This is a genomic window from Vreelandella arctica (assembly GCF_037070215.1).
Taxonomy (GTDB): Bacteria; Pseudomonadota; Gammaproteobacteria; order Pseudomonadales; family Halomonadaceae; genus Vreelandella; species Vreelandella arctica.
Genome location: NZ_JBANSN010000034.1, coordinates 1 through 23,617, shown reverse-complemented (window position 1 = coordinate 23,617; position 23,617 = coordinate 1). Strand labels below are relative to the sequence as shown.

At 53.6% G+C, this 23,617-nt stretch carries 21 protein-coding genes and 1 pseudogene; 16 read left to right on the top strand and 6 right to left on the bottom strand.

All coding sequences use genetic code 11. From position 1 onward, the window contains the following. Positions 1-19 precede the first annotated feature (19 nt). From V8L70_RS19720 to V8L70_RS19695, 6 genes are all read left to right on the top strand, one after another. Positions 20-625, top strand: a complete 606-nt coding sequence (locus V8L70_RS19720; protein ID WP_336270447.1) for a TRAP transporter small permease — start codon at positions 20-22, stop codon at positions 623-625. A 4-nt stretch (positions 626-629) separates the two neighbouring features. Next, positions 630-1,976 (top strand): TRAP transporter large permease, encoded by a 1,347-nt coding sequence (locus tag V8L70_RS19715; protein ID WP_336270446.1) that lies wholly within the window; start codon positions 630-632, stop codon positions 1,974-1,976. Between the two features lie 51 nt (positions 1,977-2,027). Continuing rightward, positions 2,028-3,611: a class I adenylate-forming enzyme family protein gene (locus V8L70_RS19710; protein WP_336270444.1), complete on the top strand. Its 1,584-nt coding sequence runs from the start codon at positions 2,028-2,030 to the stop codon at positions 3,609-3,611. Further along, on the top strand, positions 3,611-4,774 hold the full coding sequence (locus tag V8L70_RS19705; protein ID WP_336270442.1) for an acyl-CoA dehydrogenase family protein: 1,164 nt from the start codon (positions 3,611-3,613) through the stop codon (positions 4,772-4,774). Before V8L70_RS19710 ends, V8L70_RS19705 begins: the two co-directional genes overlap by 1 nt. Before the next feature lie 87 nt (positions 4,775-4,861). After that, positions 4,862-5,881, top strand: a complete 1,020-nt coding sequence (locus V8L70_RS19700) for an acyl-CoA dehydrogenase family protein (protein ID WP_336270440.1) — start codon at positions 4,862-4,864, stop codon at positions 5,879-5,881. A gap of 16 nt (positions 5,882-5,897) precedes the next feature. Then, entirely contained in the window at positions 5,898-6,680 is a 783-nt protein-coding gene (locus tag V8L70_RS19695; RefSeq protein ID WP_336270439.1) for an enoyl-CoA hydratase/isomerase family protein, read from the top strand. A 120-nt stretch (positions 6,681-6,800) separates the two neighbouring features. Here V8L70_RS19695 and V8L70_RS19690 read toward each other — a convergent pair whose 3' ends face one another. The 4 genes from V8L70_RS19690 to V8L70_RS19675 form a co-directional block, all read right to left on the bottom strand. Further along, the gene (locus V8L70_RS19690) at positions 6,801-7,766 is read right to left on the bottom strand and encodes an NAD(P)H-dependent flavin oxidoreductase (RefSeq protein ID WP_336270437.1); all 966 of its coding nucleotides are present in this window, start codon (positions 7,764-7,766) and stop codon (positions 6,801-6,803) included. A gap of 40 nt (positions 7,767-7,806) precedes the next feature. Beyond that, positions 7,807-9,186, bottom strand: coding sequence for a hypothetical protein (locus V8L70_RS19685; protein ID WP_336270435.1), 1,380 nt, complete (start codon positions 9,184-9,186; stop codon positions 7,807-7,809). Positions 9,187-9,195: 9 nt separating this feature from the next. Further along, positions 9,196-9,876 (bottom strand): nitroreductase, encoded by a 681-nt coding sequence (locus tag V8L70_RS19680; RefSeq protein WP_336270433.1) that lies wholly within the window; start codon positions 9,874-9,876, stop codon positions 9,196-9,198. Between the two features lie 137 nt (positions 9,877-10,013). Next, the gene (locus tag V8L70_RS19675; protein ID WP_336270432.1) at positions 10,014-10,853 is read right to left on the bottom strand and encodes an IclR family transcriptional regulator domain-containing protein; all 840 of its coding nucleotides are present in this window, start codon (positions 10,851-10,853) and stop codon (positions 10,014-10,016) included. Positions 10,854-10,960: 107 nt separating this feature from the next. Here V8L70_RS19675 and V8L70_RS19670 point away from each other — a divergent pair, with 107 nt between their 5' ends. From V8L70_RS19670 to V8L70_RS19625, 10 genes are all read left to right on the top strand, one after another. After that, on the top strand, positions 10,961-12,082 hold the full coding sequence (locus tag V8L70_RS19670; RefSeq protein WP_336270430.1) for a C4-dicarboxylate TRAP transporter substrate-binding protein: 1,122 nt from the start codon (positions 10,961-10,963) through the stop codon (positions 12,080-12,082). Between the two features lie 57 nt (positions 12,083-12,139). Continuing rightward, the gene (locus V8L70_RS19665; protein WP_336270428.1) at positions 12,140-13,339 is read left to right on the top strand and encodes a CaiB/BaiF CoA transferase family protein; all 1,200 of its coding nucleotides are present in this window, start codon (positions 12,140-12,142) and stop codon (positions 13,337-13,339) included. A 19-nt stretch (positions 13,340-13,358) separates the two neighbouring features. Beyond that, positions 13,359-14,357 (top strand): NADPH:quinone oxidoreductase family protein, encoded by a 999-nt coding sequence (locus V8L70_RS19660; RefSeq protein WP_336270427.1) that lies wholly within the window; start codon positions 13,359-13,361, stop codon positions 14,355-14,357. 76 nt (positions 14,358-14,433) lie between these two features. Next, the gene (locus V8L70_RS19655; RefSeq protein WP_336270425.1) at positions 14,434-14,877 is read left to right on the top strand and encodes a TRAP transporter small permease; all 444 of its coding nucleotides are present in this window, start codon (positions 14,434-14,436) and stop codon (positions 14,875-14,877) included. Further along, positions 14,874-16,181: a TRAP transporter large permease gene (locus tag V8L70_RS19650; protein WP_336270424.1), complete on the top strand. Its 1,308-nt coding sequence runs from the start codon at positions 14,874-14,876 to the stop codon at positions 16,179-16,181. The genes V8L70_RS19655 and V8L70_RS19650 overlap by 4 nt, the downstream gene beginning before the upstream one ends. Before the next feature lie 263 nt (positions 16,182-16,444). Then, positions 16,445-17,581, top strand: a complete 1,137-nt coding sequence (locus tag V8L70_RS19645) for a TAXI family TRAP transporter solute-binding subunit (RefSeq protein ID WP_336270422.1) — start codon at positions 16,445-16,447, stop codon at positions 17,579-17,581. 73 nt (positions 17,582-17,654) lie between these two features. Continuing rightward, positions 17,655-19,640, top strand: a complete 1,986-nt coding sequence (locus tag V8L70_RS19640; protein ID WP_336270420.1) for a TRAP transporter permease — start codon at positions 17,655-17,657, stop codon at positions 19,638-19,640. Continuing rightward, entirely contained in the window at positions 19,637-20,317 is a 681-nt protein-coding gene (locus V8L70_RS19635; protein WP_336270419.1) for a 3-oxoacid CoA-transferase subunit A, read from the top strand. The genes V8L70_RS19640 and V8L70_RS19635 overlap by 4 nt, the downstream gene beginning before the upstream one ends. Beyond that, positions 20,304-20,945 (top strand): 3-oxoacid CoA-transferase subunit B, encoded by a 642-nt coding sequence (locus V8L70_RS19630; RefSeq protein WP_336270418.1) that lies wholly within the window; start codon positions 20,304-20,306, stop codon positions 20,943-20,945. Before V8L70_RS19635 ends, V8L70_RS19630 begins: the two co-directional genes overlap by 14 nt. A gap of 66 nt (positions 20,946-21,011) precedes the next feature. Beyond that, positions 21,012-22,349 (top strand): hypothetical protein, encoded by a 1,338-nt coding sequence (locus V8L70_RS19625; RefSeq protein ID WP_336270416.1) that lies wholly within the window; start codon positions 21,012-21,014, stop codon positions 22,347-22,349. A gap of 29 nt (positions 22,350-22,378) precedes the next feature. On the opposite strand, the gene V8L70_RS19620 is transcribed toward V8L70_RS19625, so the two are convergent. Both V8L70_RS19620 and V8L70_RS19615 read right to left on the bottom strand, forming a co-directional pair. After that, on the bottom strand, positions 22,379-23,362 hold the full coding sequence (locus V8L70_RS19620) for an aldo/keto reductase (protein WP_336270414.1): 984 nt from the start codon (positions 23,360-23,362) through the stop codon (positions 22,379-22,381). 143 nt (positions 23,363-23,505) lie between these two features. After that, a pseudogene (locus V8L70_RS19615) lies at positions 23,506-23,617 on the bottom strand (IS630-like element ISHsp2 family transposase); the annotation flags it as partial.

Here is a 23,617-nt window from a genome sequence, read left to right as displayed (position 1 = left end):
AAGGCCCAGGAACTCAGCCATGAAAAGTAGTCACTCCCACCTGCTGTCCGATCCCTACGGCTCTGATCCGGAACCGGGTTCGCCAGGTTTGAAACCGATAAGAAAGCTCCGTGGCTGTCTGTCATGGCTTGAGAATTTCTTTATTTACCTGGGGGCCCTTTGCATTCTCATTATGGGTGGGCTGATAACTACCAGTGTGCTATTGCGCACTTTTGGAAATTCCAGTGTCACCGATGAGGTCACTATTATAGGCGAGCTCATGATCGGCGCACTCATCCTACCCTTGGCATTTGTGGCGGCTGATCGAGGCTTTATTTCAGTCGAGATTTTCACCCAAAAACTGGGGCCGGGGTTTCAGCGGGGACTCAATCTACTGGCAGCCATCGTCGGTTTATTGGCAGTTATGCCAATTACCTATGCCGGCTATATAACGATGGTGGAAGCCTACACCTCAGGCGGCTATTACTTTGGCATGTTACAACTACCTAAGTGGCCTGGTGCCACTGCCTTTTTTGCCGGTTATTTTCTATTTTTTATTCGCTTAGTCGACCTGACCGTTACCGATCTCCTGTGTTCATTGGGTGTTATCAAGCCCCGGCCAGACAGTCAATCCGAGGAGTTGTAAGCCCATGGAACCAACTACTATCGGCGCCTATGGTTTCATTGTCGCCCTGGTGATGATGTTTTTGCGGGTGCCAATCGCGTTTGTCCTGGTCAGCGTAGCCTCAGTTTGCTCTTTGATCACTTATGCCTGGCGCCCGGGTCGCGACTTCGATCTCGAGAGAGGTATTCGTCCGGCATTGTCATTGATCGAAACCAACGCATTTGACTTCATCCACTCATACTCACTGAGCATGATCCCTTTGTTTATCGCGGCGGGACATATTGCCTATCATACCCGCATTACCACAGACATTTACGCGGCCGTTCGTGTCTGGCTAGCGCGGATGCCCGGTGGCCTGGCAATCGCTTCGCTGTTCGGTTGTGGAGGGTTTTCAGCCATTACAGGTTCGAGTCTGGCCTGCGCCTCTTCCATGGGGCGCATCTGCGTTCCTGAGATGCTGAGGTTTGGCTATGGCAAGCAACTGGCGACCTCAACGGTAGCAATGGGGGGAACCCTCGGGTCCCTGATTCCGCCCAGTGTATTGTTCATCCTCTACGGTATGTTTACCGAGCAGTCCGTTAACAAGCTGTTTATGGCGGGCATATTGCCGGGCATCCTGACTATGTTGGGATTTATTCTGGTGGTTGTGGTCTGGTCCCTGGTGAAGCCGAGCGATGCACCCGTACCAGATGAGCTGAGCTATACGTTCAAGGATAAATTCAAGGCTGGCCTTAAGGGTTGGCCTGCACTGGCGCTGATGACTATCATTATTGGTGGCATTTACGGCGGGATATTCACCGCTACAGAAGCCGCTGCGGTCAGCCTCGCGTTCGTGATCGTTTTTGGGGCTGTATCCCGTCGTCTCAAATGGTCGGACTTTCTCAGCTCTATGAAGGAAACCGCCTATCAGACCGCCTCTCTATTTTTCATTGCTATCGGGGCGAAGATTTTTGTGTCGTTCGTTTCACTTACCGGGGTGACTGGGGCGTTTGTTGCCTTCGTTGCAGGACTCGGGCTGGAAACCTGGATGGTGCTGTTATTTATCGTCTTGCTGTACGTCGGATTGGGCATGTTCCTGGACTCCATTGGAACCATGCTGCTGACACTACCATTTGTGATCCCTCTTGTGGAAGGTATGGGCTTAGATCTGATTTGGTTCGGGGTAGTGGTAGTGAAACTACTTGAAATTGGCCTAGTAACACCTCCGCTTGGTATGAATGTATTCGTTATTAATAGTGTTGTAACAAGTGAAATAAAGGTCCATACCATCTTCTTTGGTGTGATGAAGTTTCTTGTAGCGGACTTTGTGGTATTGGGCTTAATTGTGGCGTTCCCAATCATTTCATTACTAATACCGAATGCCATGTCGTAATTCTTGATAAAGCAGTTTTGTGTTGAATAAGTCGAAATGGAGTAAATATAAATGTCAGTAACAGGTGCCAGGGAGAACACACCGGAAATATCGGCAATGGCCTGGTTAGAAAAAGCGGCGGGTTGCTGGCCTAACAAACCGTCTATTTCCTGGGAGGGAAAAACTTACTGCTGGAGTGAAACTTTTTCACGCTGCCAAGGCATGGCGGGAGCTCTGGAGCGACAGGGTATTGGCCGTGAGGACCGTGTGGCGTACCTGGGTTATAACACCCACTGGGGGTTTGAGCTGTTTTTCTCGGTGCCCTGGCTGGCGGCCATCATTGTGCCAGTGAACTTCCGCCTGTCCCTGCGGGAGATGGTGGAATGTATTGAGGACTCTGAGCCGAAAATTCTGGTAGTGGACGAACATCATGTCGAGCAGGCCCTCGCGATCCAGCAGGCTTGTCCGGGGTTGGAAACGCTGATATACGCCGGCTCGGGAGACGTGCCAGACGGCATGGTGTCCTACGATGATCTGCTGCTACAGGCAGCTGTGCCCGCAGCAACTCCCGGCGGTAATGACGATACTCTGATTCTGTTTTATACCGGGGGGACCACCGGTCGCTCCAAAGGCGTAATGCTCTCCCACATTAACCAGTTTGCAAATGCGATGGGTGGCATATCCCTGTACCAGTTACAGGAGGGGGAGACTCATCTGCTGGCAGGCCCGATGTTTCACACTGCCGCCGGCTCCCGGGTCTACACCGCCACGCTGATGGGTATCCACACCGTGATCCTCTCCCGTTTTGATGTGGTCTCGGTGATGGAGCTGGTGCATGAATACCGTATTAACACGACGCAGATAGTCCCCACCATGCTGCAGATGCTTCTGGATCATCCCCGGTTTCCGGAATTCGACCTGTCCAGTCTCCGCCTTATCACTTATGGCGGCGCCCCGATGCCGGTTGCCTTGATGGAGCGTGCCTTGAGAGTGTTACCGGGTACCCGCTTTGGCCAGTCCTACGGCATGACGGAAGCGTCCCCTGTGGTGTCGGTGCTGAACAGCGAAGATCATTCCCTGGCACCGGAGCGTCGGGCGCGGCTGGTCTCCGCCGGTCGCGCCGCGCCCCACGTCAATATCCGGGTGGTCGGGGCAGACAGGAAGCGTCTGGGGAGCGGTGAAGTGGGGGAGATCGCCGTTCGCGGTGCCAATATCATGAAAGGGTATTGGCGTGCTCCGGAATTAACCCGGGCGCTCCTGGAAGAGGGCTGGTATTACACTGGTGACAGCGGGTTTCTGGATGATGACGGCTATCTGTTTCTGGTGGGCCGGATGAAGGACATGATTGTCAGCGGCGGTGAGAATGTCTATCCGATAGAAATCGAGAACATACTGTCACGCCACCCGGATGTAAAAGAATGCGCGGTAATTGGTGTGCCCCATGAGAAATGGGGTGAGTCAGTGCATGCTGTAATCAGGGTTTCTGAAGATGCGTGCGTATCCGGACAGGACATAATCGACTATTGCCGGGCGCGGATTGCCCATTATAAATGCCCCACGGGGGTCACTTTCATGGATCAGCCGTTGCCAGTATCCACAGTCAATAAAATCCTCAAAACAGAGCTCAAGAAAATGATTATCGGGGAGATCAGATAATGCCGGAAACTATCCGCTTTAACTTCCCGGCGCCGGTGATTGATGACAGCGTTGATCGCCTGCGCAGGGAAGTCCGGGCTTTTCTGCAGGAAGAAATTCGCAACGGCGGCTTTCAGCCTGTTACCGATTGCTGGTGCTCGGGCATTGATCCGGAGTTCAGCCGCAAGCTGGGTCAGCGCGGCTGGCTTGGTGTGACCTGGCCAAAGCAATACGGTGGTCGTGAACTGAGCGCGTTGCACCGCTACGTGATCACCGAAGAATTGCTGGTTGCCGGTGCGCCGGTGCATGCCCACTGGATCGCGGATCGTCAGAGCGGGCCTTTGATCCTCGCAACCGGCACGGAAGACATGAAGCGCAGGCTGTTACCCCGCATTGCCGCGGGCGAGTGCTTTGTGGCGCTGGGTCTGAGCGAGCCGGAATCCGGTTCAGACCTGGCCTCCGTGCGCACCAGGGCCCACCGGGTAGAAGGTGGCTGGGAAATCACCGGCACCAAACTATGGTCCTCCGGCGCCCAGATCTGCCAGTACATGACCGTGTTGGCGCGCACCAGCGAACGGGACGACAAGAAGCGACATGAGGGGCTGACCCAGTTCCTGGTGCCGCTGGATTCGCCGGGGGTCAGCGTGCGTGGTATCCGGGATATGAGCGGAGTCGAGCATTTTAACGAAAGCCACTTTGAACATGTCTTCGTGCCGGAGGACTCGGTTCTCGGTGAGGTCGGAGCGGGTTGGAAGCAGATAACCAGTGAACTGGCCCTCGAGCGATCCGGTCCGGAGCGTTTGCTCAGTACTTTCGTGGTTCTGGAGAAAGCATTCCTGCAGGCCGCAGCGACCATGAAGGGACACCAGGCTACGGTGATGGGCGGAATGCTGGCCCGAATCCGCGCTTTACGGGCAATGTCCCTTGGCGTTGCTGCTCTGCTTGAGCAAGGGCATTATCCGGAGGTTGAAGCGTCACTGGTAAAAGACCTGGGTACCCGGTTCGAGCAGGACATTGTCGAGCGTTTGCGTGAGTTCTGGCCAATCCAGCTCAAGCAGAGTTTCGGTGATGAGCTCCATTACCTGCTCGCCGACAGTCTGTTGCGGCAGCCTTCGTTTACGCTACGCGGGGGCACGAACGAGGTGCTCAAAGGCATTATTGCCCGGGGCATGGGGCTGCGCTAATCAATCATGGGGTTTGAAATGGAACAGACGGATCAACTGATTCTGGACACCGCGCAACGCCTGTTTTCTGATCATTGTGGCGCGGAGGTGGTAAACGGAGCCGAAAACGGCGTCGCGTCGGTCAGGTTGCTGAGTGCTCTTCTTGAGGCGGGGCTGCCGTTGGCGTGGGTTCCGGAAGCGGCCGGAGGGGTAGGTGGTTCTCTGGCGTTGGGCTTTAGTCTGATTCGCCAGTCGGCAGGCTTTGCCCTGGCGGCACCACTGGCAGAGACCCTGGTGGCGAACAGGGTTCTGGCCGAGGGCGGGCTGGAGTTGTCGGAGTCCTGGGCAGTGCTGGTCTTTGATGGCGGTACCCTGCCAACGTTAGTCGATGGCAAGGTCAGTGGTCTGGTGGAGAGCGCACCCATGCATGCGGGGGTGGCGCACCTGGTAGTGCCCGTATCAGACCAGGGGGTCATCAGAATTGCTACATTCGCTGCCGATAAGGTGGAGATCGATTACCGCGAGAGCCTGGCGGGGGAAGCGAGAGCGCAAGTTCAACTGAGCGAGGCGGTCCCGCTGGAATTATCGTCGGCGATGGATGGCGTGAGCGAACACGGACTGATGCAGTTCTGCGCCCTCGTGCGGGCTTGCCAGATTGCCGGTGCGATGGAGAAAATGAATGAATTGACGGTCGCCTATGTAAAGGAACGTCAGCAGTTTGGTCGTGCCCTGGGGAAGTTCCAGGCCATACAGCACAAGATTGCGGATATTGCTGGGGAAAGTGCGCTGGCGAATGCGTCAGTGGAGCAGGCGATACGGGAGTTGTCGCAGCACCCACAGCCTTTCAGTGGCAGTGAGGACACGTTCCTGTCCGTTGCAACCGCCAAGGTGGTCGCTTCGACCGCGGCGGGCACGGTCTCGCGGTTGGCGCACCAGTGCCACGGGGCCATGGGTTTCAGTTATGAATACCCGCTGCAGCAGTACAGCCGACGAATCTGGAGCTGGCGTGAGGAGTATGGCTCGGAATTCTACTGGTCAGAGCGCATCGGGCTGGCAGTCGCCGATGAGTTAAAACAAAGCGCGGCTAGCCAGAATGGCGGTCGGGTCTGGGAGATTATTTCCCGCTAGCAAACAAGGACAACAGATGAAATCGTTTGATGATGTCGGGGTGCAATGGCACGGGCATGTGGCTGTGGTGGAAATCCAGCGGCCGCCACTTAATTTTTTCGACGTGACGTTGATCGAGCATATAGCTGAGACCTTCGAAGCGCTCGAACAGGACGACCAGTGCCGTGCAATCGTACTGGCGGCCCAGGGCAAGGCGTTTTGTGCCGGCGCGGACTTTTCCTCCAATGGTAGTGATCTGTTCAAACCGGACGCCGCCAATAACGCGATCACTCTCTATAAAGCAGCGGCCCGGCTGTACGCGTGCAAGAAACCGATTGTTGGCGCCATTCATGGTGCTGCCATAGGCGGTGGTCTGGGGCTGTCACTGGTGCCGGACTTTCGGGTGGTTTGTCCCGAGGCCCGGTTTGCAGCCAATTTTGTACAACTTGGCATCCACCCCGGGTTTGGTATCAGCCTGGTATTGCCGAGGTTGATTGGCCAGCAAAGAGCCAATCTGATGCTGTTAACCGGCCGCCGGATCAAGGGCGAAGAAGCCTATGAGTATGGCCTGGCAGACAAACTGGTGCCTGCAGAGCAGGTGCGGGACGAAGCCATCGCCCTGGCAACGGAGATTGCCCAATGCGCGCCGTTTGCGGTCGAATCTACCAGGGCCACTCTGCGGCACGGGTTGGTAGATGAGCTAAAACAACGGCTGGATCATGAATTCGCCGAACAGGCCTGGCTGGCGAAAACTGCCGATCACAAAGAAGGTATGGCAGCGGTAACCGAGCGCCGGCCCGGTAAGTTCAACCGCTCGTGATCATTACTTGACCATCATTGCGTGAATCACTACTGCACCCGGGCCCGTCGGCTTGGGTGCAGGGGCCATCCATGGCTCCTTACGGTTTCGGATAGACCTGTCCGCTTACTTTGTTTCTCCTCAGTATTTCGAGATTTGCTCCCTGGCAATTTCATACTCATCCCGTAACTGGGCCACGGCTTTCGCTACCGGTACCAATTCCGTGATACCGCCCACGCCCTGACCAGCACCCCAGATATCTTTCCAGGCCTTGGGTTTGCTTCCGCCCGCAGAGCCGAACTTCATCTTGCTCTTGTCTGAAACCGGTAAGTCTTCGGGGTCCAGCCCGACCTTTTCAATGCTGCCGCGCAGGTAATTGCCATGGACGCCGGTAAACAGGTTAGTGTAAATGATGTCGGAGGCTGACGACGTCAGAATCATGTCCTTATAGTCCTGGTCGGCATTGGCTTCTTCGGTGGCGATAAAACGGGTACCCATGTAAGCCATATCGGCCCCCATTGCCCGGGCGGCGAGCACCTGACTGCCTTTGGTGATGGCACCACCAAGGACAACGGGCCCATCAAAGAAACTGCGTATTTCTGATAGAAGCGCGAACGGACTAAGGGTGCCGGCATGGCCGCCCGCGCCCGCGGTCACCAGAATCAGGCCATCGACTCCCATGCTGAGGGCCTTTTTGGCATGGCGGATATTCGTCACATCGTGAAATACCAGGCCGCCATAGCTATGGGCGGCCTCCACGATCATCGGGTTGGCCTGCAGGCTGGTGATGATGATGGGTACCTTGTGGTCCACACACACCTGCATGTCGTGTTCCAGACGATCGTTGGTCGCGTGCGCAATCTGATTGACCGCATAGGGCGCAACTTTGGCGTCGGGATTCTCGGCCTTGTAGGCTGCAAGCGCCTCTTCAATTTCCGTCAGCCATTCATCCAGCTTTTCCGCGGGACGGGCATTAAGCGCCGGGAAGGATCCGATGACTCCCGCCTTACATTGTTCGATCACCATTTTCGGGTTGGAGATGATGAACATTGGTGAGCACAGTACCGGAAGGGTTAGCTGCGATCCGATTTTATCTGGGAGACTCATGGCAGTTGCTCCTGTAACAAAGGATGGATAAAGCCGGGCGTTAAAGCACCAGGTATAGGGTTACATACATAATTGCCAGCACACTGGCACTGAACCACCCGTTCCACTCGATTCCGAAGCGTAGGGGTGAGATGCCGGCAAAACCGGAGATAAAGCGCAGAGACGCGGTGAACGGCGAAGCGCCTGCAAAAACCGCCCAGGTGATGGCAATTACTGAAGCCTGAACCTGCGGCAGGATGTTCAAGTCGGGCAGCTGCTGCAAAGCCCCCAGTATCAGTGTGACGGTAATAATCGCGTTCACACCGACGAAGGCAAAAACCAGCATCACCAGTGAGATGCCGACCATCAGGGTGGCATTGCTGATACTGGCCCGGGCCAGAAATTCGCTGGCGGCAACCGGGTCGATAAGGGGGATCAGAATTACCCCGATAAAACCCGAGGAGACGAACAACACCACCTCGTTGCGCTGGTTGTTGAAGGTTTCGGGGAAAGACCTTCCCATACGCCTGAGTAGCAAACCTCTTTTTATCCGGGACGGTCTGCCTTTGTACTGCACCCAGATCCACGTCAGGCCTATGATTGGCGCGCACATCAGCAATGCTGAAAACAGTGCCAGTCCGGTGACCTGAGCAACCACGTAGGCGAGGCTGGGAATCAGCGCGACCAGGGCCACCAGCGGAAGCAGATGGGCCAGGTTGCCGCCGTTGACCGATTGTACCTTGGGGCGTTTGTAGGCAAGTCGATCCAGTACAGCGCCCCAGAGAATGAACAGCAGCGTCCAGAGCAGGCCGAGCGGCGCGTACTGTTCCCAGGTCAGGTCAGGAATGCCGGACAATACCAGCAGCATCGTGACGGAGGTAGGCGCCCAGAGCGGAACCCCGCAAAAACCACGTATTGTGGCCGTTAACATTCGTTTGCGTCGGATGCCGCCAATGCGCTGGGCTTCGGGATCAGACCCAGGGCGAATTGCACGGCGTATCATGGTGCCTAGTACATTCAGTGCGCCGATATTCAACATCACGCCGAACAGGTGAGAGCCGAAAGACATTAAAAGATAACGACGCCCCGGCGGCTGATTTACCAGCACCGTTCCGCAACGCCGCACCAGTCGGGACGATCTGGCGGATTCACGAAGGACTGCCAAAGAGGTCAGGAACAGGGTGAAAAAAGCCCCTCGATCAATCGCGTCCCCCAGAATTTCCGTGGAGACGGCCCCGTTGAGCCAGAGTGAAAGCCCCAGGCTCGGCGCCAGAATGGCAAAAATGCGATAGGTCAGGTTGATGCCCGGCCATTGCAGGATAGTGAACAGTACGAGGGCGCCACCGGCCAAAGGGCTGAAAAGGAACCAGGCGGTGAATTCCCGGGTAAGGGCACAGAAACAGGCCATCAGCAGGCATAATGTCGATAAGGTGCGGGCCACTTTAGGCCCCTACTGGCTCTTGAAAATCACCGTTTCAGACAACGGTTCCCGAGTGGTGCGGGTGCGGTTGGCTGGCACATCGGGATCTTCATAACCAAAGCTTATGCCCAACAGGATCCCGGTCTGTTCATCAAGCTGGAAAGCCTCGCGGACCAGGTCCGGGTAGGCGCGCATGCTGCCCATAGCGCATGTGCTCACGCCATAGGCATTCATTGCCAGCATCAGGGTCTGGGCATAGATGCCGACATCCAGGGCGATGGTGGAGCCGAAATTGCGATCCATACCGAGAAATAGGATGTGGGGGGCGTCGAAGAACTCGAAGTTACGACGCACTGCCCGAAGACGCCCTGGCTTGTCGTCCCGGGCAATCCCCATTTCGTTGTACAGGGCAACTGCGCATTCAACTTGGCGCTTGCGGTATTCGCCTTCAAATTGGGAGACGTAGCCGAAATCGGGCGTGCCGAGAACGCCATCTTTCTGCCGTTGCAGAAACTGATCCCGCAATCGATTCTTGAATTCACCGGAGGCGATATAGCAGGTCCAGGGTTGGGTGTTGCAGTTCGACGGCGCTGTTCTGGCCAGCTCGAAGATCTCCTGCAGGACATCATCACTTACCGGGTCGGGAAGAAAACCTCGAACTGAGCGGCGTGTCGTAATGGCATCGACCAGTGTCATTGTTGGCGTAGTCATGGATTTCCCGAAGTTATCAAGTACATTGTTTAGACTGCCACGGTAACAAGATAAAGGTCAGTGGAGAAAAGCATATTTTCTATAAAAGCTATGCCTTTTGTGAATACCTTTGTGAGAGCTTTTGGGCGTGGCTGATGTCATTCAGTTTTGCCTAAGGGCCCTTTGGCTCTAAGTTCTGTGTTGATACTACTTGCAGTTTTTTGCAACTCCTTAAGTAGGTAGTCCAGCACTCCTGGTTCTGCCGCCTTGCTCGGAGGCATGGTCAGGTTGATTGCCGCAATGGCTTTGTGGTGGCGATTTCGAATGGGTACGGAAATACCGCACATACCTTCCTCAAGCTCACGGTCAACGATGGACCAGCCTTTGGCGCCATCCGATAGTATCACCTGCTTCAATTCTTTCTTGTCGGTGATAGTAAACTGTGTATAGCGAATGATTTTTTGGGTATTCAGGTAATGGTCGAGATCTTCTGATGACAGATCCGCCAGCTGTATGCGACCTAAAGAGACAACATGGGCAGGCAGAGTGCTACCCACGTTCAATGTGCTTTTGAGCAGTCGTCGGGTCGGTACCCGCATCACATAGTAAATGTCATAACCTTGCAGTACCGCAATCGAGCAGGATTCCTGAACCTTCTGTACAAGTTCTTCCATATGACTCTGGGCGAACGACCAGATCTCCATGGAGGACAGGTACGAAAACCCCAGGTCCAGAATCTTGGGTGTCAGCCAAAAATACTTGCCATCCGTGCTGGCGTAACCCAACACCGACAAGGTACGAAGTAGCCGGCGGGCACTTGCACGAGAAATGTCTGAACGCCTAGCTACATCCGAAAGAGTCAGCCGAGAGGCCCCTTCACCGAAGGCCCGGATCACGTCTAGACCCCGAGCGAAGGACGTAACCGTGTCGTTTTCGTCTCGATTACCGCTATTAGTCATTTTTTCTATACCTGACAAAGATGCTTTGACAATAGTCAAAAAATACTCTTATCTTAATTGTGTTCTCATAAAGAACATTTAGTGCGCACAGCGAACATTAAAGCATCGTAGCTATGTGTGCAACCCTGTGATTCGGAGACATAGTCATGCCTAACAAAAATAGATATGGACTGATTCCTGCAGCCTTTGGCTGTGTACTTCTTACCGGCTTAGTCGTTTCATCCAGTGCCGCGGCCCGAGATCTTACCTTTGCTAGCTATTTACCACCCCAGCACCCCACAAGTGAAGGTATCACTACCTTTATTGATGAGGCGCGACAGCGTTCTGATGGTAGTGTCGATTTCAAGTTCTTCCCGTCTGGAGCGGCCGCTTCCGGTAAGGGCATGCTGTCTGCTGTCACGGACGGAATGATCGATGGCGGCTTTCTGGTTACCGTTTATTTTCCGACTTCGGTGCCTGCGAATACCACTATCAGTGATCTATCGTTCTGGAATCAGGATTCCCTGGTGGCCACGGCGGCATCGGTGGACACCATCTTGAATGATTGTCCGCAATGCCTGACCGAGTACGAAAGCCATAATGTGAGATTCCTAGCCAGCTATGCGACGCCACCCTACCAAGCCATGTGCAAGGACGAATTTGCCGCCGGGTTTGAGCCTGAAGGCATGAGAATGCGGGTGGCTGGTGAGGAAATCGGTAAATGGGTTTCCGATATCGGCGGCGTGCCGGTGAATATTCCGAACAGTGAATCCTATGAAGCCATGGAGCGCAGTCAGCTCGATTGTGTCATCGGCGCTACCAGCTGGCTCAAGTCGCTGTCGCTGCTTGAGGTAGCCAACAGTGTTGTGGAGTTACCCATGGGGGCCTTCCTCGGTGGCTCGCTGCTGAATATCCGCGAGTCTGTCTGGCAGGCGATGAGTGAGACGGAACAACAGGCTCTAGTTGATGCAGCTCCAATTGGTCTGGCTCGTACCATATTTGCCTATCAGGATGAGGAAAACGAAGTTAAAAAATTGGCCGAAGAAGAGGGCACCAACTTCGTTGAAGTATCTGATGCTATGAAGCAACAGCGAGAGGAGTTCATGCAGTCCCAGCTCAAGCGGGCGGCTGAAACAGCTACTGGCCGTGGTGTCGAAAACGCTGAGCAGATTGTCGAGAACTTCACGAAGAATCTGGAAAAGTGGGAAAAGCTACTTGCTGACGAGCCGCTGTCGGAAGCGCAATACGCAGAGTATCTGAAGACGGAAATTTACGACAAGGCATTTTAATGCCCCACGAATGCCGGCCTAGTGGCTGGCATTCTTCTTTTCAGGGTGGTTGTACGAATGAGTGAGAGCTTAACGCAATTCAAACCCTTTAGCGGGGTTCGTGTACTGGATATGAGCCAGGGCCTGGCCGGGCCTTACGCCGCGCAAATGCTGGTGATGATGGGCGCCACGGTGTTGAAGGTCGAGCCGCCTCAGGGGGACTGGGGGCGCGTAATGGGCGTTGCCCGCGAGGGGCATAGCTCACTCAGTGTCTCTGCAAACTGGGGTAAGCGGGCGATCTGCGTCGATGCAAGAAAACCAGTTGGAACAGACATCCTCAAAAGGCTGGCAGGCGAATCAGATGTGGTGCTTGAGAGCTTTCGACCGGGTGTGCTGGACAAAATAGGCGTGGGCTACGCCGTACTGGAGAAATTGCGCCCTGGGATCATTCTCGGATCGATTTCCGGTTTTGGCAGCACCGGACCCCACTCCACGCGTCCAGGTTCGGACAGCATTCTGCAAGGTGCCAGCGGTATGGCGGTGATGAATGAGACCGAAGAGGGAACGCCGAAACGGGTGGGCATGCTTGCGGTGGACATGATCGCCGGGCTTTATGCCGGTTTTGCCCTGGCTGCGGCGATTTATGAACAGCGAGTGACCGGGCAGGGGCGACACCTGGACCTGTCTCTGCTGGGCTCGGCGTCTGCCTTTCAGGCGATGCCATTGATCGAGTCCCACTTGCAGGGTGGCACCAGAAACAAGCACGTCACGGTACCTTCGGGAAACTTTGCCACCAGCGACGGAATGATTTCCGTGGTTTGCCTTCGCAATGAAATGTTCACGGCGCTCGCGCAGGCAGTTGAGCATCCTGAATGGGCTGAAGACCCGCGCTTTGCTGATAATGAATCGCGGCAGTTCAATGCCGAGGAGGTTCACCGGTTGTTGGCGGGAGTTTTCGTTGGTCGAAGCCGATCGGAGTGGATTGAGCGCCTGAACGAAGCTGGTGTGCTGTGTGGCCCTCTGAACAGTTATCAGGAGTTACAACAGGACCCGCAAGTCCGCTTCCTTGATCTGATACCGATGGTGGCGCACGGGGCGTTCGGAAACATCCCCATGCCCCGCTTCCCGGGTGCAGAACTTCAGTCAGAGGAACTCACTCAGGCGCCAGATCTGGGGCAACACACCTGTGAATTATTACGGGAATATGGTTACAGCCAAAATGAAATCGACTCCTTTCTGGCGTCGGAAGTTTGTATCCAGGCCCAGCAATCCGGCTAGCTGAATATAGGGGGCTAATATGCGTGCAGTTATTTGTGAACAGTTTTCCTCATACACGGATCTTAGGGTAGCAGAAGTTTCCGCCCCTGCAATGAAACCGGGATGTGTGCGGATTGGTGTTCATTTTGCCAGTGTCAGTTACGCCATATCGTTAATGGTGGCCGGCAAGTATCAGCGCAAGATGGAACTTCCTTTCATCCCAGGCACTGAGGTAGCTGGCTACATTCTGGAATGTGACGAAGGGGTCACGGAGTTTAAACCGGGCGATCCGGTGGCCGCAATTGTCGATGCAGGAGCCTACGGTGAGGAAGTGGTGGTTGACCCAGCGACAGTTTATCCCGTGCCTTTGGCCTTTCCTCTGGCAAAAGCCGTCTCGATACCCTTGTCGTTTGGTACCGCCGCAACGGCTCTGGAGCGCGGTGGCGTAGGTCCCGACAAAACAGTGTTGGTGACAGGGGCTGGCGGCGCATTGGGGCTAGCGGCCGTTCAGGTGGCCAGACTCAAAGGTGCCACAGTTATTGCTGCTGCGAGTTCTCAGCCTAAGTTGGAAGCTGCGCTGGCAGCGGGAGCCTCCTATGCTATCGATTACTCCAGCGGAGATTTCATCAACAATGTTAAGGCGCTCACCAATGGCAGGGGTGCAGACATTGTTTTTGACCCGGTGGGAGGGGAATTATTCGCACGCCTGATTCGGTGCACGGCTATCGAAGGAAGCGTGCTTTCCCTGGGCTTTGCTAGTGGTGACATTCCTTCTGTTCCGGTAAACCTGCTACTGGTAAAGAACATTAGCCTGTTCGGGGTGAACTTCTCTGAGTATGTGGGTTGGGGAAAGCAAGATCGTCGGCATGAATTTGCTGCTCGCACAAAGGCAATGATGGGTGGACTGTTCAGGAAAGCAGAAAATAACACCCTTGCCATAAAGCAACCGGAAGTTTACGCACTGGCCGATTTTGAAGCGGCACTTGATTGCGTTATAGGGCGTCGCTCAATTGGAAAGGTCGTTATAACAACAAGATAAGAGGTGTGTCGTGGGCAGATATTTAAAAAAACTCAGCGATTGGATGGCTTTGGTGGTAGGAGGGCTTGTCGTACTTATGATGTTGCATGTAACCGCAGAGGTTTTGTTGCGAGTGGTGTTTGGCACGCACATTCCCGGCACTATGGAAGTGGTGACCTATTACTACATGGTGGCAGCGGTATTTATGGGCATCTTCTCTTGCACAACTGAAGATGGGCATATCCGGGTAGACGTGCTGGCGCAATTTTTCAAAGGCAAAGTAAGTCTGGTGATCGAGGTGATCGGCCTGATCGTGATGGCGATATATTTCGCTATCTTCTCCTACGGCCTCTACCTACAGGCGGTGAAGAGCTGGAGCCGGAGTGAAACAGTCGATGCGATTTTTCTGGAGCTGCCGGTATGGCCCTCCCGGTGGATTGCCGTCGCGGGTATTGTCTTGTCTGTGCTTTCTGTGCTCTATCTGTTCCGCTTAATCTGGGGAAGCCGCCTTGAAAACGAATTCAGGGAGACAGGGCAATGAGTAATATTCAGATTGGTCTGTCGTGCATTGTCCTGCTATTGGTGCTGCTTTCCCTGAGAATTCCAATTGGTGTTTCCCTGGGGATGACCGCTTTTACCGGTATATTCGCGCTGCGTGGAATGGATGCGGCTTTTTCATTGATGGGGTCGACGACTTTTCAATTCATCGCCCACTGGTCGCTGACGGCCATTCCTATGTTCATACTAATGGGAGCTATTGCCTTTCATACCGGGCTTACCCGCACGTTGTTCGATGCTGGTAAGGCTTGGCTGAGTTTCCTGCCCGGGGGGCTGGCTATTGCGACTAATGTGTCTAGTGCGGGCTTTGCCGCAGCCAGTGGTTCAAGTGTAGCTATGGCGGGTGCAATGTCGAGGCTCGCAGTGCCAGAAATGCTAAGGGCAAAATATGATCCAGGGCTTGCGACCGGTATTGTGGCAGCATCTGGAACACTTGGGGCGTTTATTCCCCCCAGCATACCTTTTGTGCTCTATGCCGTCTTTATGGAGGCGTCAGTTGGCCAGCTATTGATGGCGGGTATTATTCCGGGGCTGTTAACTATGGTGGCATACTCATTACTGATCATTATTCGAGTGAAGATTAACCCCGGATTGGCACCTGTTACCAGTGAGTCCTTTACACGATCCGAAAAGTTGTTACTCCTAGTCAAGTCTTGGCCACTGCCGGTTATTGTTGCTGGTGTAGTGGGCGGTTTATATACCGGCACCGTCACAGCTACTGAAGCAGGCGCATTCGGTGCCTTTATCGCCATTTTGGCCGCTGTTGTTCAACGAACCTTCAGTTGGGCGGCGCTCAGACAGGCAGTGTCAGAGACTGTTAAGAGCACAGCTTCTATCTTTCTTATTGCTATTGGTGCCGTGTTATTTAGCCGAATGCTGACACTGAGTCAGATTCCTATGAATATTGGCCTTTGGGTTGAAGACTATGCTGTAGCGCTATGGATATTCCTTTTAATAGTTACTGTTTTTTATATAATTCTCGGTATGTTTTTGGATCCTATCGGTTTGATGCTAGTTACCTTGCCAGTACTAGCACCGTTTGTTATCGCCTTTGATATCGATGTGATCTGGTTTGGTGTATTGGTAGTCAAGTTTATTGAAATAGGTCTTTTGACACCTCCTATAGGGCTCAATCTCTTTGTGGTAAGTGCTGGCGTGGGGTCCTCTGTCCCGTTCAGTACTATTGTGCGGGGGACTTTATGGTTTCTGGCAGCGGAAGCCGTAGTATTGGCATTATTGATGTTCTTCCCCCAGATATCACTGTTCCTACCATCATTGATGTATTAAGCACTATATGTGAGGTCGTGCGCCCATTCCAATTGAAGCATGTGTGAGGAAGGTAATATTTGGTATAAAAAAAAAGCATATATAATATAAAATAGTTGTTTGTGTGTTTATAGAAAAGGCTTTGACTGATTGAGTTAGCCGGTTTAGCTTGGTCAAGCTATTTATCTAACTGTTGCTAATCTGCTTGCAATGGCATGCACAAACTATGTCATAAACCAGTATTTTTTTAATAAATTACAACTACAACGGTTTGGAGACTCGCGATGACACCTCGATCTGCAAGATTGTTCTTCCCTCTCGCTACAGCAATGGTACTGGGTGTAAGTGCGCCAGCTTCAGCTGAGGTTGAACTCCCTGATACCCTGACATGGTCTGCCTACGATGTAGGCTCTGCAGGTTATGCTGAAGCATCTGCTATTGCTGATGCTTTCGGAAAAAAATACGGCACTCGTATCAGGATTCAGCCATCCGGCTCAGCAATCGGTCGTCTGCAGCCATTATTAAGTGGTCGCGCTGATGTCGGCTTTTTGGCAACAGAAACCTTTTTTGCGGCCGAGGGCGTCTATGACTTCTCCACTCGGCGCTGGGGGCCGCAAGACCTTCGGGGTTTGGCAGGACGGCCCTCTTCTCTTGGTATTTTCACCGCAAGAGACGCTGATATAGAGACACTGGAAGATCTTAAGGGAAAGCGTTTCGCATACGGAGCAGGTAACCCTTCTATCAACGTGAAATGCGATGCGTTTTTGACTTTCGCTGGCTTGACTCGGGATGATCTCGAAGCGGTTATGTTTCCAACCTCTCTTAGTGCCATGAGTTCCCTAGCTCGTGGTGAGGCAGATGCATCTTGCACCACTACCACGACAAGCCATGTTTATGAACTGGCTGAATCCCCACGAGGCATTCGTTGGCTGGAAGTGCCCAAGGATGATGAAGAAAGCTGGGCAAAGCTGAACGAAGTAGCGCCATTCCTAGCCCCTTATACCGAGACAATTGGTGCTGGCATCAGTGAAGAGAATCCGGTGGACATAGTCTCCTATCGTTATCCGGTACTAGTAGTCCGTGCCGATGAAGATGCGGACAAAGTTTACAACATGTTAAAAGCAGTGGATGAGACCTACTCGATGTACAAGGATGCGACAGCAGCGATGCCTCGGTGGGAAATCAAACAGTCTGGCACGCCCCCGATGGACGTTCCTTTCCACGAAGGTGCCATCCGCTACCTGAAAGAAATCGGCATCTGGACCGAGGAAGCTCAGGCCTGGAACGATGCTCGCACAGAGCGTCTCAACGCTCTGCTGGATGCATGGCCAAAAGCTATGGAAGAGGGTGAAGGCAAAAGTGACGACGAATTTGCAGAAATTTGGGAAAAGCACCGTTCCCAGGCGATTGAATCACTCTAACGGCTTCTCATTTGTTTGAATAAAGTGGCGGCTTTGCTTGCGTCACTTTACTTCGTATTTTTCGGGGTCTGTCATGGCTTATTCTCCGGGCAACACTGCCCAGGCTTCACAGCCAATTCCAGTTGATTCCGGCCAAGGCCGGCTGAAAGGCGCTGGTTACTGGGGTGTACTTGTTCTGGGTAGTTTGGGGTTGTTGATGGCTATCAACCAGACCTTCAACCTATCCATACTTGGGTTTCAGCCACTAGGTAATTCCTATCTCTACTATTTGATCGGCATCTTCTTGGCCGCAGCATTTTTGTGCTTCCCCGCCTGGGCTGGTGCTAGTCAGAAAGTACCCTGGTATGACTGGGTATTAGGGCTATTGGCCCTTATTTCCTGTGGATACCTGGGGTTTTATGGGCTGATCATGATTCAACAGGGCTGGGAGTTTGAGGCCCCGGTTTTAGCAACAATATCGTCAGCCGTACTGTTAGTGATAATTCTTGAAGGTGTTCGCAGGTGCGGAGGATGGCCGTTGCTGTTCGTTTCTTTGTTCTTTGGCACCTATCCGCTCTATGCCGGAAGTATGCCCGGGTTCTTGTGGGGCAATGAATATACATTGACCGAGATTATTCGCGCCCACGTTATTGGTGTGGAGAGTGTTATCGGTATTCCGATGCAGGTGGTGGCGCAACTGGTCATAGGGTTCGTGGTATTTGGCGCTGCACTGACCATAACCGGTGGTGGCGAGTTCTTTATGAAGTTTGCCACCGCCCTGATGGGTCGGAGCCGCGGTGGGCCGGCTAAAGTGTCCGTCTTGTCCAGCGGTATTCTGGGTAGTCTTTCTGGCAGTGTAATTTCAAACATTCTCACCACCGGGCCTATTACAATTCCTACCATGAAAAAGACGGGTTACCCGGCCCACTATGCAGCAGCGGTTGAGGCGTGCGCGTCTACTGGTGGCACTTTAATGCCCCCGGTTATGGGGGCGGTGGCGTTTATTATGGCGTCTTTCCTGGGCGTGGCTTATGCCGAAATCATGATTGCGGCATTTCTTCCCGCGCTGCTGTTCTATCTAGCTTTGCTTTTTCAGGTAGATAACTACGCTGCAAAACGTGGTTTGAAGGGGTTGCCGAACGACCAGATTCCCAGTCTTAAGGAAACCCTTAAAGAAGGGTGGCCCTACCTGTTTGCCCTTGGCATGCTGGTCTACATGCTTCTGGTTATGCGGCTTGAGGCTTATGCACCTTATTATGCCTCTTTAGTGTTGCTCGGTGTTTCCCTTTTTAAACGGAAGTATCGAATGAATTTTACCCGAGCAAAGTTGTTTATACAGGACTTAACCACCAATGTGGCTAACCTAGTGGCCATTCTAGCCGGCATAGGTCTAGTGGTTGGTGGGCTTTCTTACACTGGAGTAGCGGGAGCGTTTTCCCGAGAACTGTTGCTTTATGCTGATGGCAGCATCCCTCTGATGCTGGCGGCTGGTGCGGTGACTAGCTTTATTCTCGGGATGGGTATGACCGTCAGCGCTTGTTATATCTTCCTATCTATCCTGCTGGCGCCAGCTCTGGTTAATGCCGGGCTGAATCCATTAGCAAGCCATTTATTTATTTTGTACTGGGGAATGTTGTCCTACATTACACCACCTGTCTCTCTGGCCGCGATAACGGCTGCCGGTGTTGCTGGTGCGAATGCTACAAAGACTGGCCTTTATTCCATGCGCCTGGGTGGCATTCTCTTCATTCTGCCGTTCCTGTTCGTATTGAATCCGTCTCTGATCATGCAGGGAGATATTTCAAGGATCCTAATGTCGACAGTGACTGCAATTACCGCGATCTGGCTGATTGCCTCTGCGATGGAAGGCTATCTATATCGGGTGGGAATTATTGCTTGGCCCTTGAGGGTCATGGCGTTGGTCGCTGGTGGCTTGATGATCTATCCGGATCTGATCTCCGAACTCGCGGGACTGGGGGTGATAGCGATGATGTATGCTGCGAAGAAACCTCTGAACCGTAAAGCTATGAGAGGTGGCTTTATCGCTAACCCGGTTTCTGACAAAGGGGATTTGTTGTGATTGATAAGCGAGTGAGCTCATTCAAAAATGCCGTGGCGGATATTCCTGACGGAGCGGTAGTCATGATCGGTGGTTTTGGCAGTTCGGGGATACCACTGAAACTGATAGAAGCGCTGCGCCAACATGGTGCCAAAGGGCTCACTATTATCTCGAACAATGCCGGTGTGGGGGAGGAGGGTATTGCTTCCCTATTGAGAGACGAAATGGTAAGCAAGATAGTATGCTCCTTCCCCCGCTCAGCTGGCTCTATATGGTTTGAGAAACGCTTTGAAGAGGGCTCTGTAGAACTTGAACTGGTGCCCCAGGGCACTTTGAGTGAACGTATTCGGATTGCTGGGGCTGGAATAGGAGGTTTCCTAACACCCACGGGCTTTGGCACCAAGCTGGCTGAAGGCAAGGAAACCAAAGTTATTGATGGCAAGGGTTTTGTCCTTGAATTACCTCTGCCAGCCGATTTTGCACTGGTGCGGGCCGAGTGTGGTGATCCATGGGGGAACTTGATCTACGACACCGCCGGGCGAAATTTTAACCCGATGATGGCGAGTGCGGCTCGTGTGACAATCGTTGAGGTGAATTCCGTTGTCGAGATCGGTGGGCTGAATCCCGAGCATGTGGTAACACCTGGCATTTTCGTTGACCGATTGGTGATAGAGGAGGCGCAACATGCTCAGGCTTAACCCCGAACAGATGGCGGAGCGTGTCGCCCAGGATATACCCGACGGTGCCTACGTCAATTTGGGAATCGGTATGCCCTCTAAGGTTTCAAATTATGTTTCTGGTGACAAACAGGTTATTTATCACAGTGAGAACGGCATCCTCGCCGTCGGTCCGGCGCCAGCGCGGGGTGAAGAAAACCCTAACCTGATCAACGCAAGTAAGCAGTATGTAACTCTGCTGCCAGGTGGCTGCTATTTTGATAACGCGGAGTCGTTCGCGATCATGCGCGGGGGACACCTAGACATCGCCGTGCTGGGTGCTTTCCAGGTGTCTGTCCTGGGTGATCTGGCAAACTGGGCTACTGACAATGACAAGTTTCCCCCAGCCGTTGGGGGTGCCATGGACCTTGCTGTTGGCGCCCGTAAACTGTTCGTAGTGATGCGCCATACCACTCGAGATGAGGAGCCCAAGATTCTTGAAGAGTGCACCTATCCACTAACCGGCACCGGTGTGGTAAGGCGGATCTTTACGGACCTTGCGGTGATTGATGTCACTCCGGATGGGCTTCAGGTGGTGGAATTGTTCGGTGATAATACATTTGAGGAAGTGCAGGCCCTGACCGGCGCGCGGCTTTTTCCCCTTGCCTGAAAGCGTGTGGCGGACAAGCCAGACGATCACAACAGATGGCGCGGGGCGATACGGAATGTCGGTAGTATGAAGTCTTTGTTGTGTCCGGGCAGCATGACCTGGCCCCGCTCCATCCTGGCTTATCTTGCTCTGGGTGCGGGTGTTGCCACGTTTATTCCCGGTCATACAGTGGCCGCCACCGTGTTTGCCTGCTTGGCTATTGTGTTGGGCTGGGGCAACCTGCGCCTAATAGGCAAGGTGTTATTTTCACTGATCATCTTGCTGACACTGGCAGCGCTCGTATTTGAACCTTCAGCTTTGCCCAGGGCCACGGGCAACATGGCACGCATCGGCTCCCTCATCATCACCGTTATGCTTTTATCCGCCGTCATGGGGCAGTCCAATGACCTGAAGATCATTGCCAGCGGTTTGTTTGCGGGCAACTCCCTCGTCCGGTATCTGGGAATGACGATTGGTACCGCCTTGCTGTCGATACCCCTGAATTTCGGAGCAGTAGGCGTGGTCGCCACCATGATCGGCGTACAGATCAGGGAACAGGGTGACAGTGCGCTTGGGCGCAATGCCTCAAGAGCAGTGGTGCGTGGTTTCGGTGCCTCGCCCATGGCTTCACCGTTGTCGATCGCAATCGTAATGACTGTTACGTTCCTGCCGGGCCTGCCGAGCTGGAAATTGATCGCCGTGGGTTTGCCAGTGGCCATTCTCTTTCTGCTGGCGGGCGCTTTAGCAAGAGAGCAGGAGCCAGCCCGAGCCGAAGTGGCCGTCCTGTCCGATGACCATGAATCCGCGTTTTTCCCCTGGCTCCGGTTTGTAGCTATTATCGTCCTGATCTGCCTCGCGGCTTTTACTCTCAGCGCCCGGGCCGGTTTGGTCTATTCCCAGGCCGTCACTCTCAGTTGCCTATCAGTCGTGATTATTGGTCTGGCTTATCGTCGGCTCGTGGATGGCGTTGTTGACATGCCCTCGCTGGCACCTATGAATAACGAGCTGGTCATTATGGGTGGATCTTCTTACCTGGGCGGCATCATCGGAGTCTTCGCAATGACCTGGCTGGGTATGGATTTCAGCTTGCCGATATGGGCTTATCCCCTGGTAGCGATTGCGGTGCCTTGGCTGTTCTTTGCTGGCGGCGCCGTAGGCATTAATCCGATTATTTCCGGGACACTTGCTGGCAGTATTCTTGGGCCGATCTGGCCTGATTACGGTTTACTGGGATTGGGTTTGGGTATGATAACCGGTTGGGGGATTACCATTGCTGGTACGCCCTATTCCGCCAATTCGCTACTGCTGGAGCGCTGCACGGGCTATAGCGCGAATCGGGCCGCATGGGAATGGAGTCTGAAATACTCGTTATCCGCGCTGATCTTTTGCAGTCTGCTTTGTGCGGTGCTGACTCTGCCGTTCTAATTCAGTTGGCCAGGACTGTACCAGCAGTGTTAACTGTGGCCGGCGATCTGGTGAGGCACATAGGCGGCTTCGAGAGCCGTCTTTTCATCGTCCGAAAGCGTCAGCTCCAGAGCAGCAATGGCGTCTTCAATGTGGCCGGGTTTGCTGGCGCCAATGATAGGCGCAGTGACCGCAGTATTTGAGATCACCCAGGCTAGAGATACCTGAGCCATCGTTGCACCTCGTTCAACGGCTACCTTGCGCAGGGCCTCGATAACAGGTTGATCAATGTCGCTGCCCAGGCGCCATTTGCGGGTATTTTCGTCGGTTTTCGCCCGGGTACTTTCACCGCCTTTACCCTGCACGGTCTTGCCTGCAAGAATGCCTCTTGCCAACGGGCTCCAAGGGATAACGCCGACGCCCTGATCGATACACAGCGGGAACATTTCACGCTCCTCTTCCCTGTACACCAGATTGTACATAGGCTGCATGGTGGCGAAGCGTGTCCAGCCATGCATTTGCGCGGTGTACTGGGCTTTGGAAAACTGCCACGCGTACATAGACGAAGCGCCGATATAGCGGGCTTTTCCGGCCTTCACCACATCGTGCAGTGCTTCCAGGGTTTCCTCGATAGGCGTGTTGTAGTCCCAGCGGTGAATCTGATATAGATCAACGTGGTCGGTTCCTAGCCGCTGTAATGAACTGTCGATTGCCGCCATAATGTGCTTTCTCGACAAGCCACGATTGTTCGGTCCCTCCCCCATGGGATTGAACACTTTCGTCGCAATAACCATATCCTCACGCTGCGCATAATCCAGCAATGCCTTACCCACAACCCTTTCCGATTCCCCCAGCGAATATATGTCAGCGGTATCGAAAAAATTGATACCAGCATCAAGCGCCTGCTTTATAAATGGCCGGCTGGCCTGCTCTTCTAAAACCCACTCACGCCACTGTGGTGAGCCATAAGTCATAGTGCCGAGGCACAAAGCGGAGACGTTCATACCGGTGGTTCCAAGACGGCGGTAGTTCATGGTTCTACTCCATATCTATTTCAAACCAGAGTAAACGAAAGCGCTATTTCGTGGACAGTAAGCATATTCATATTGCCTTAAAGGGGTCTTAATAAAAGGCAAATTGCACGCTTCCGAATCGATGTTAGTTTTGAGGTAAGTGCCTATTCAAAATTAATCGCGTGATCAGTTCCGTAACCACCGAGTAAGCGGTGTACCTCTTCATGTAGACGTTCAAACGAGAGATAGGCACTCAAGGGCAGCCAGGTGTACTTC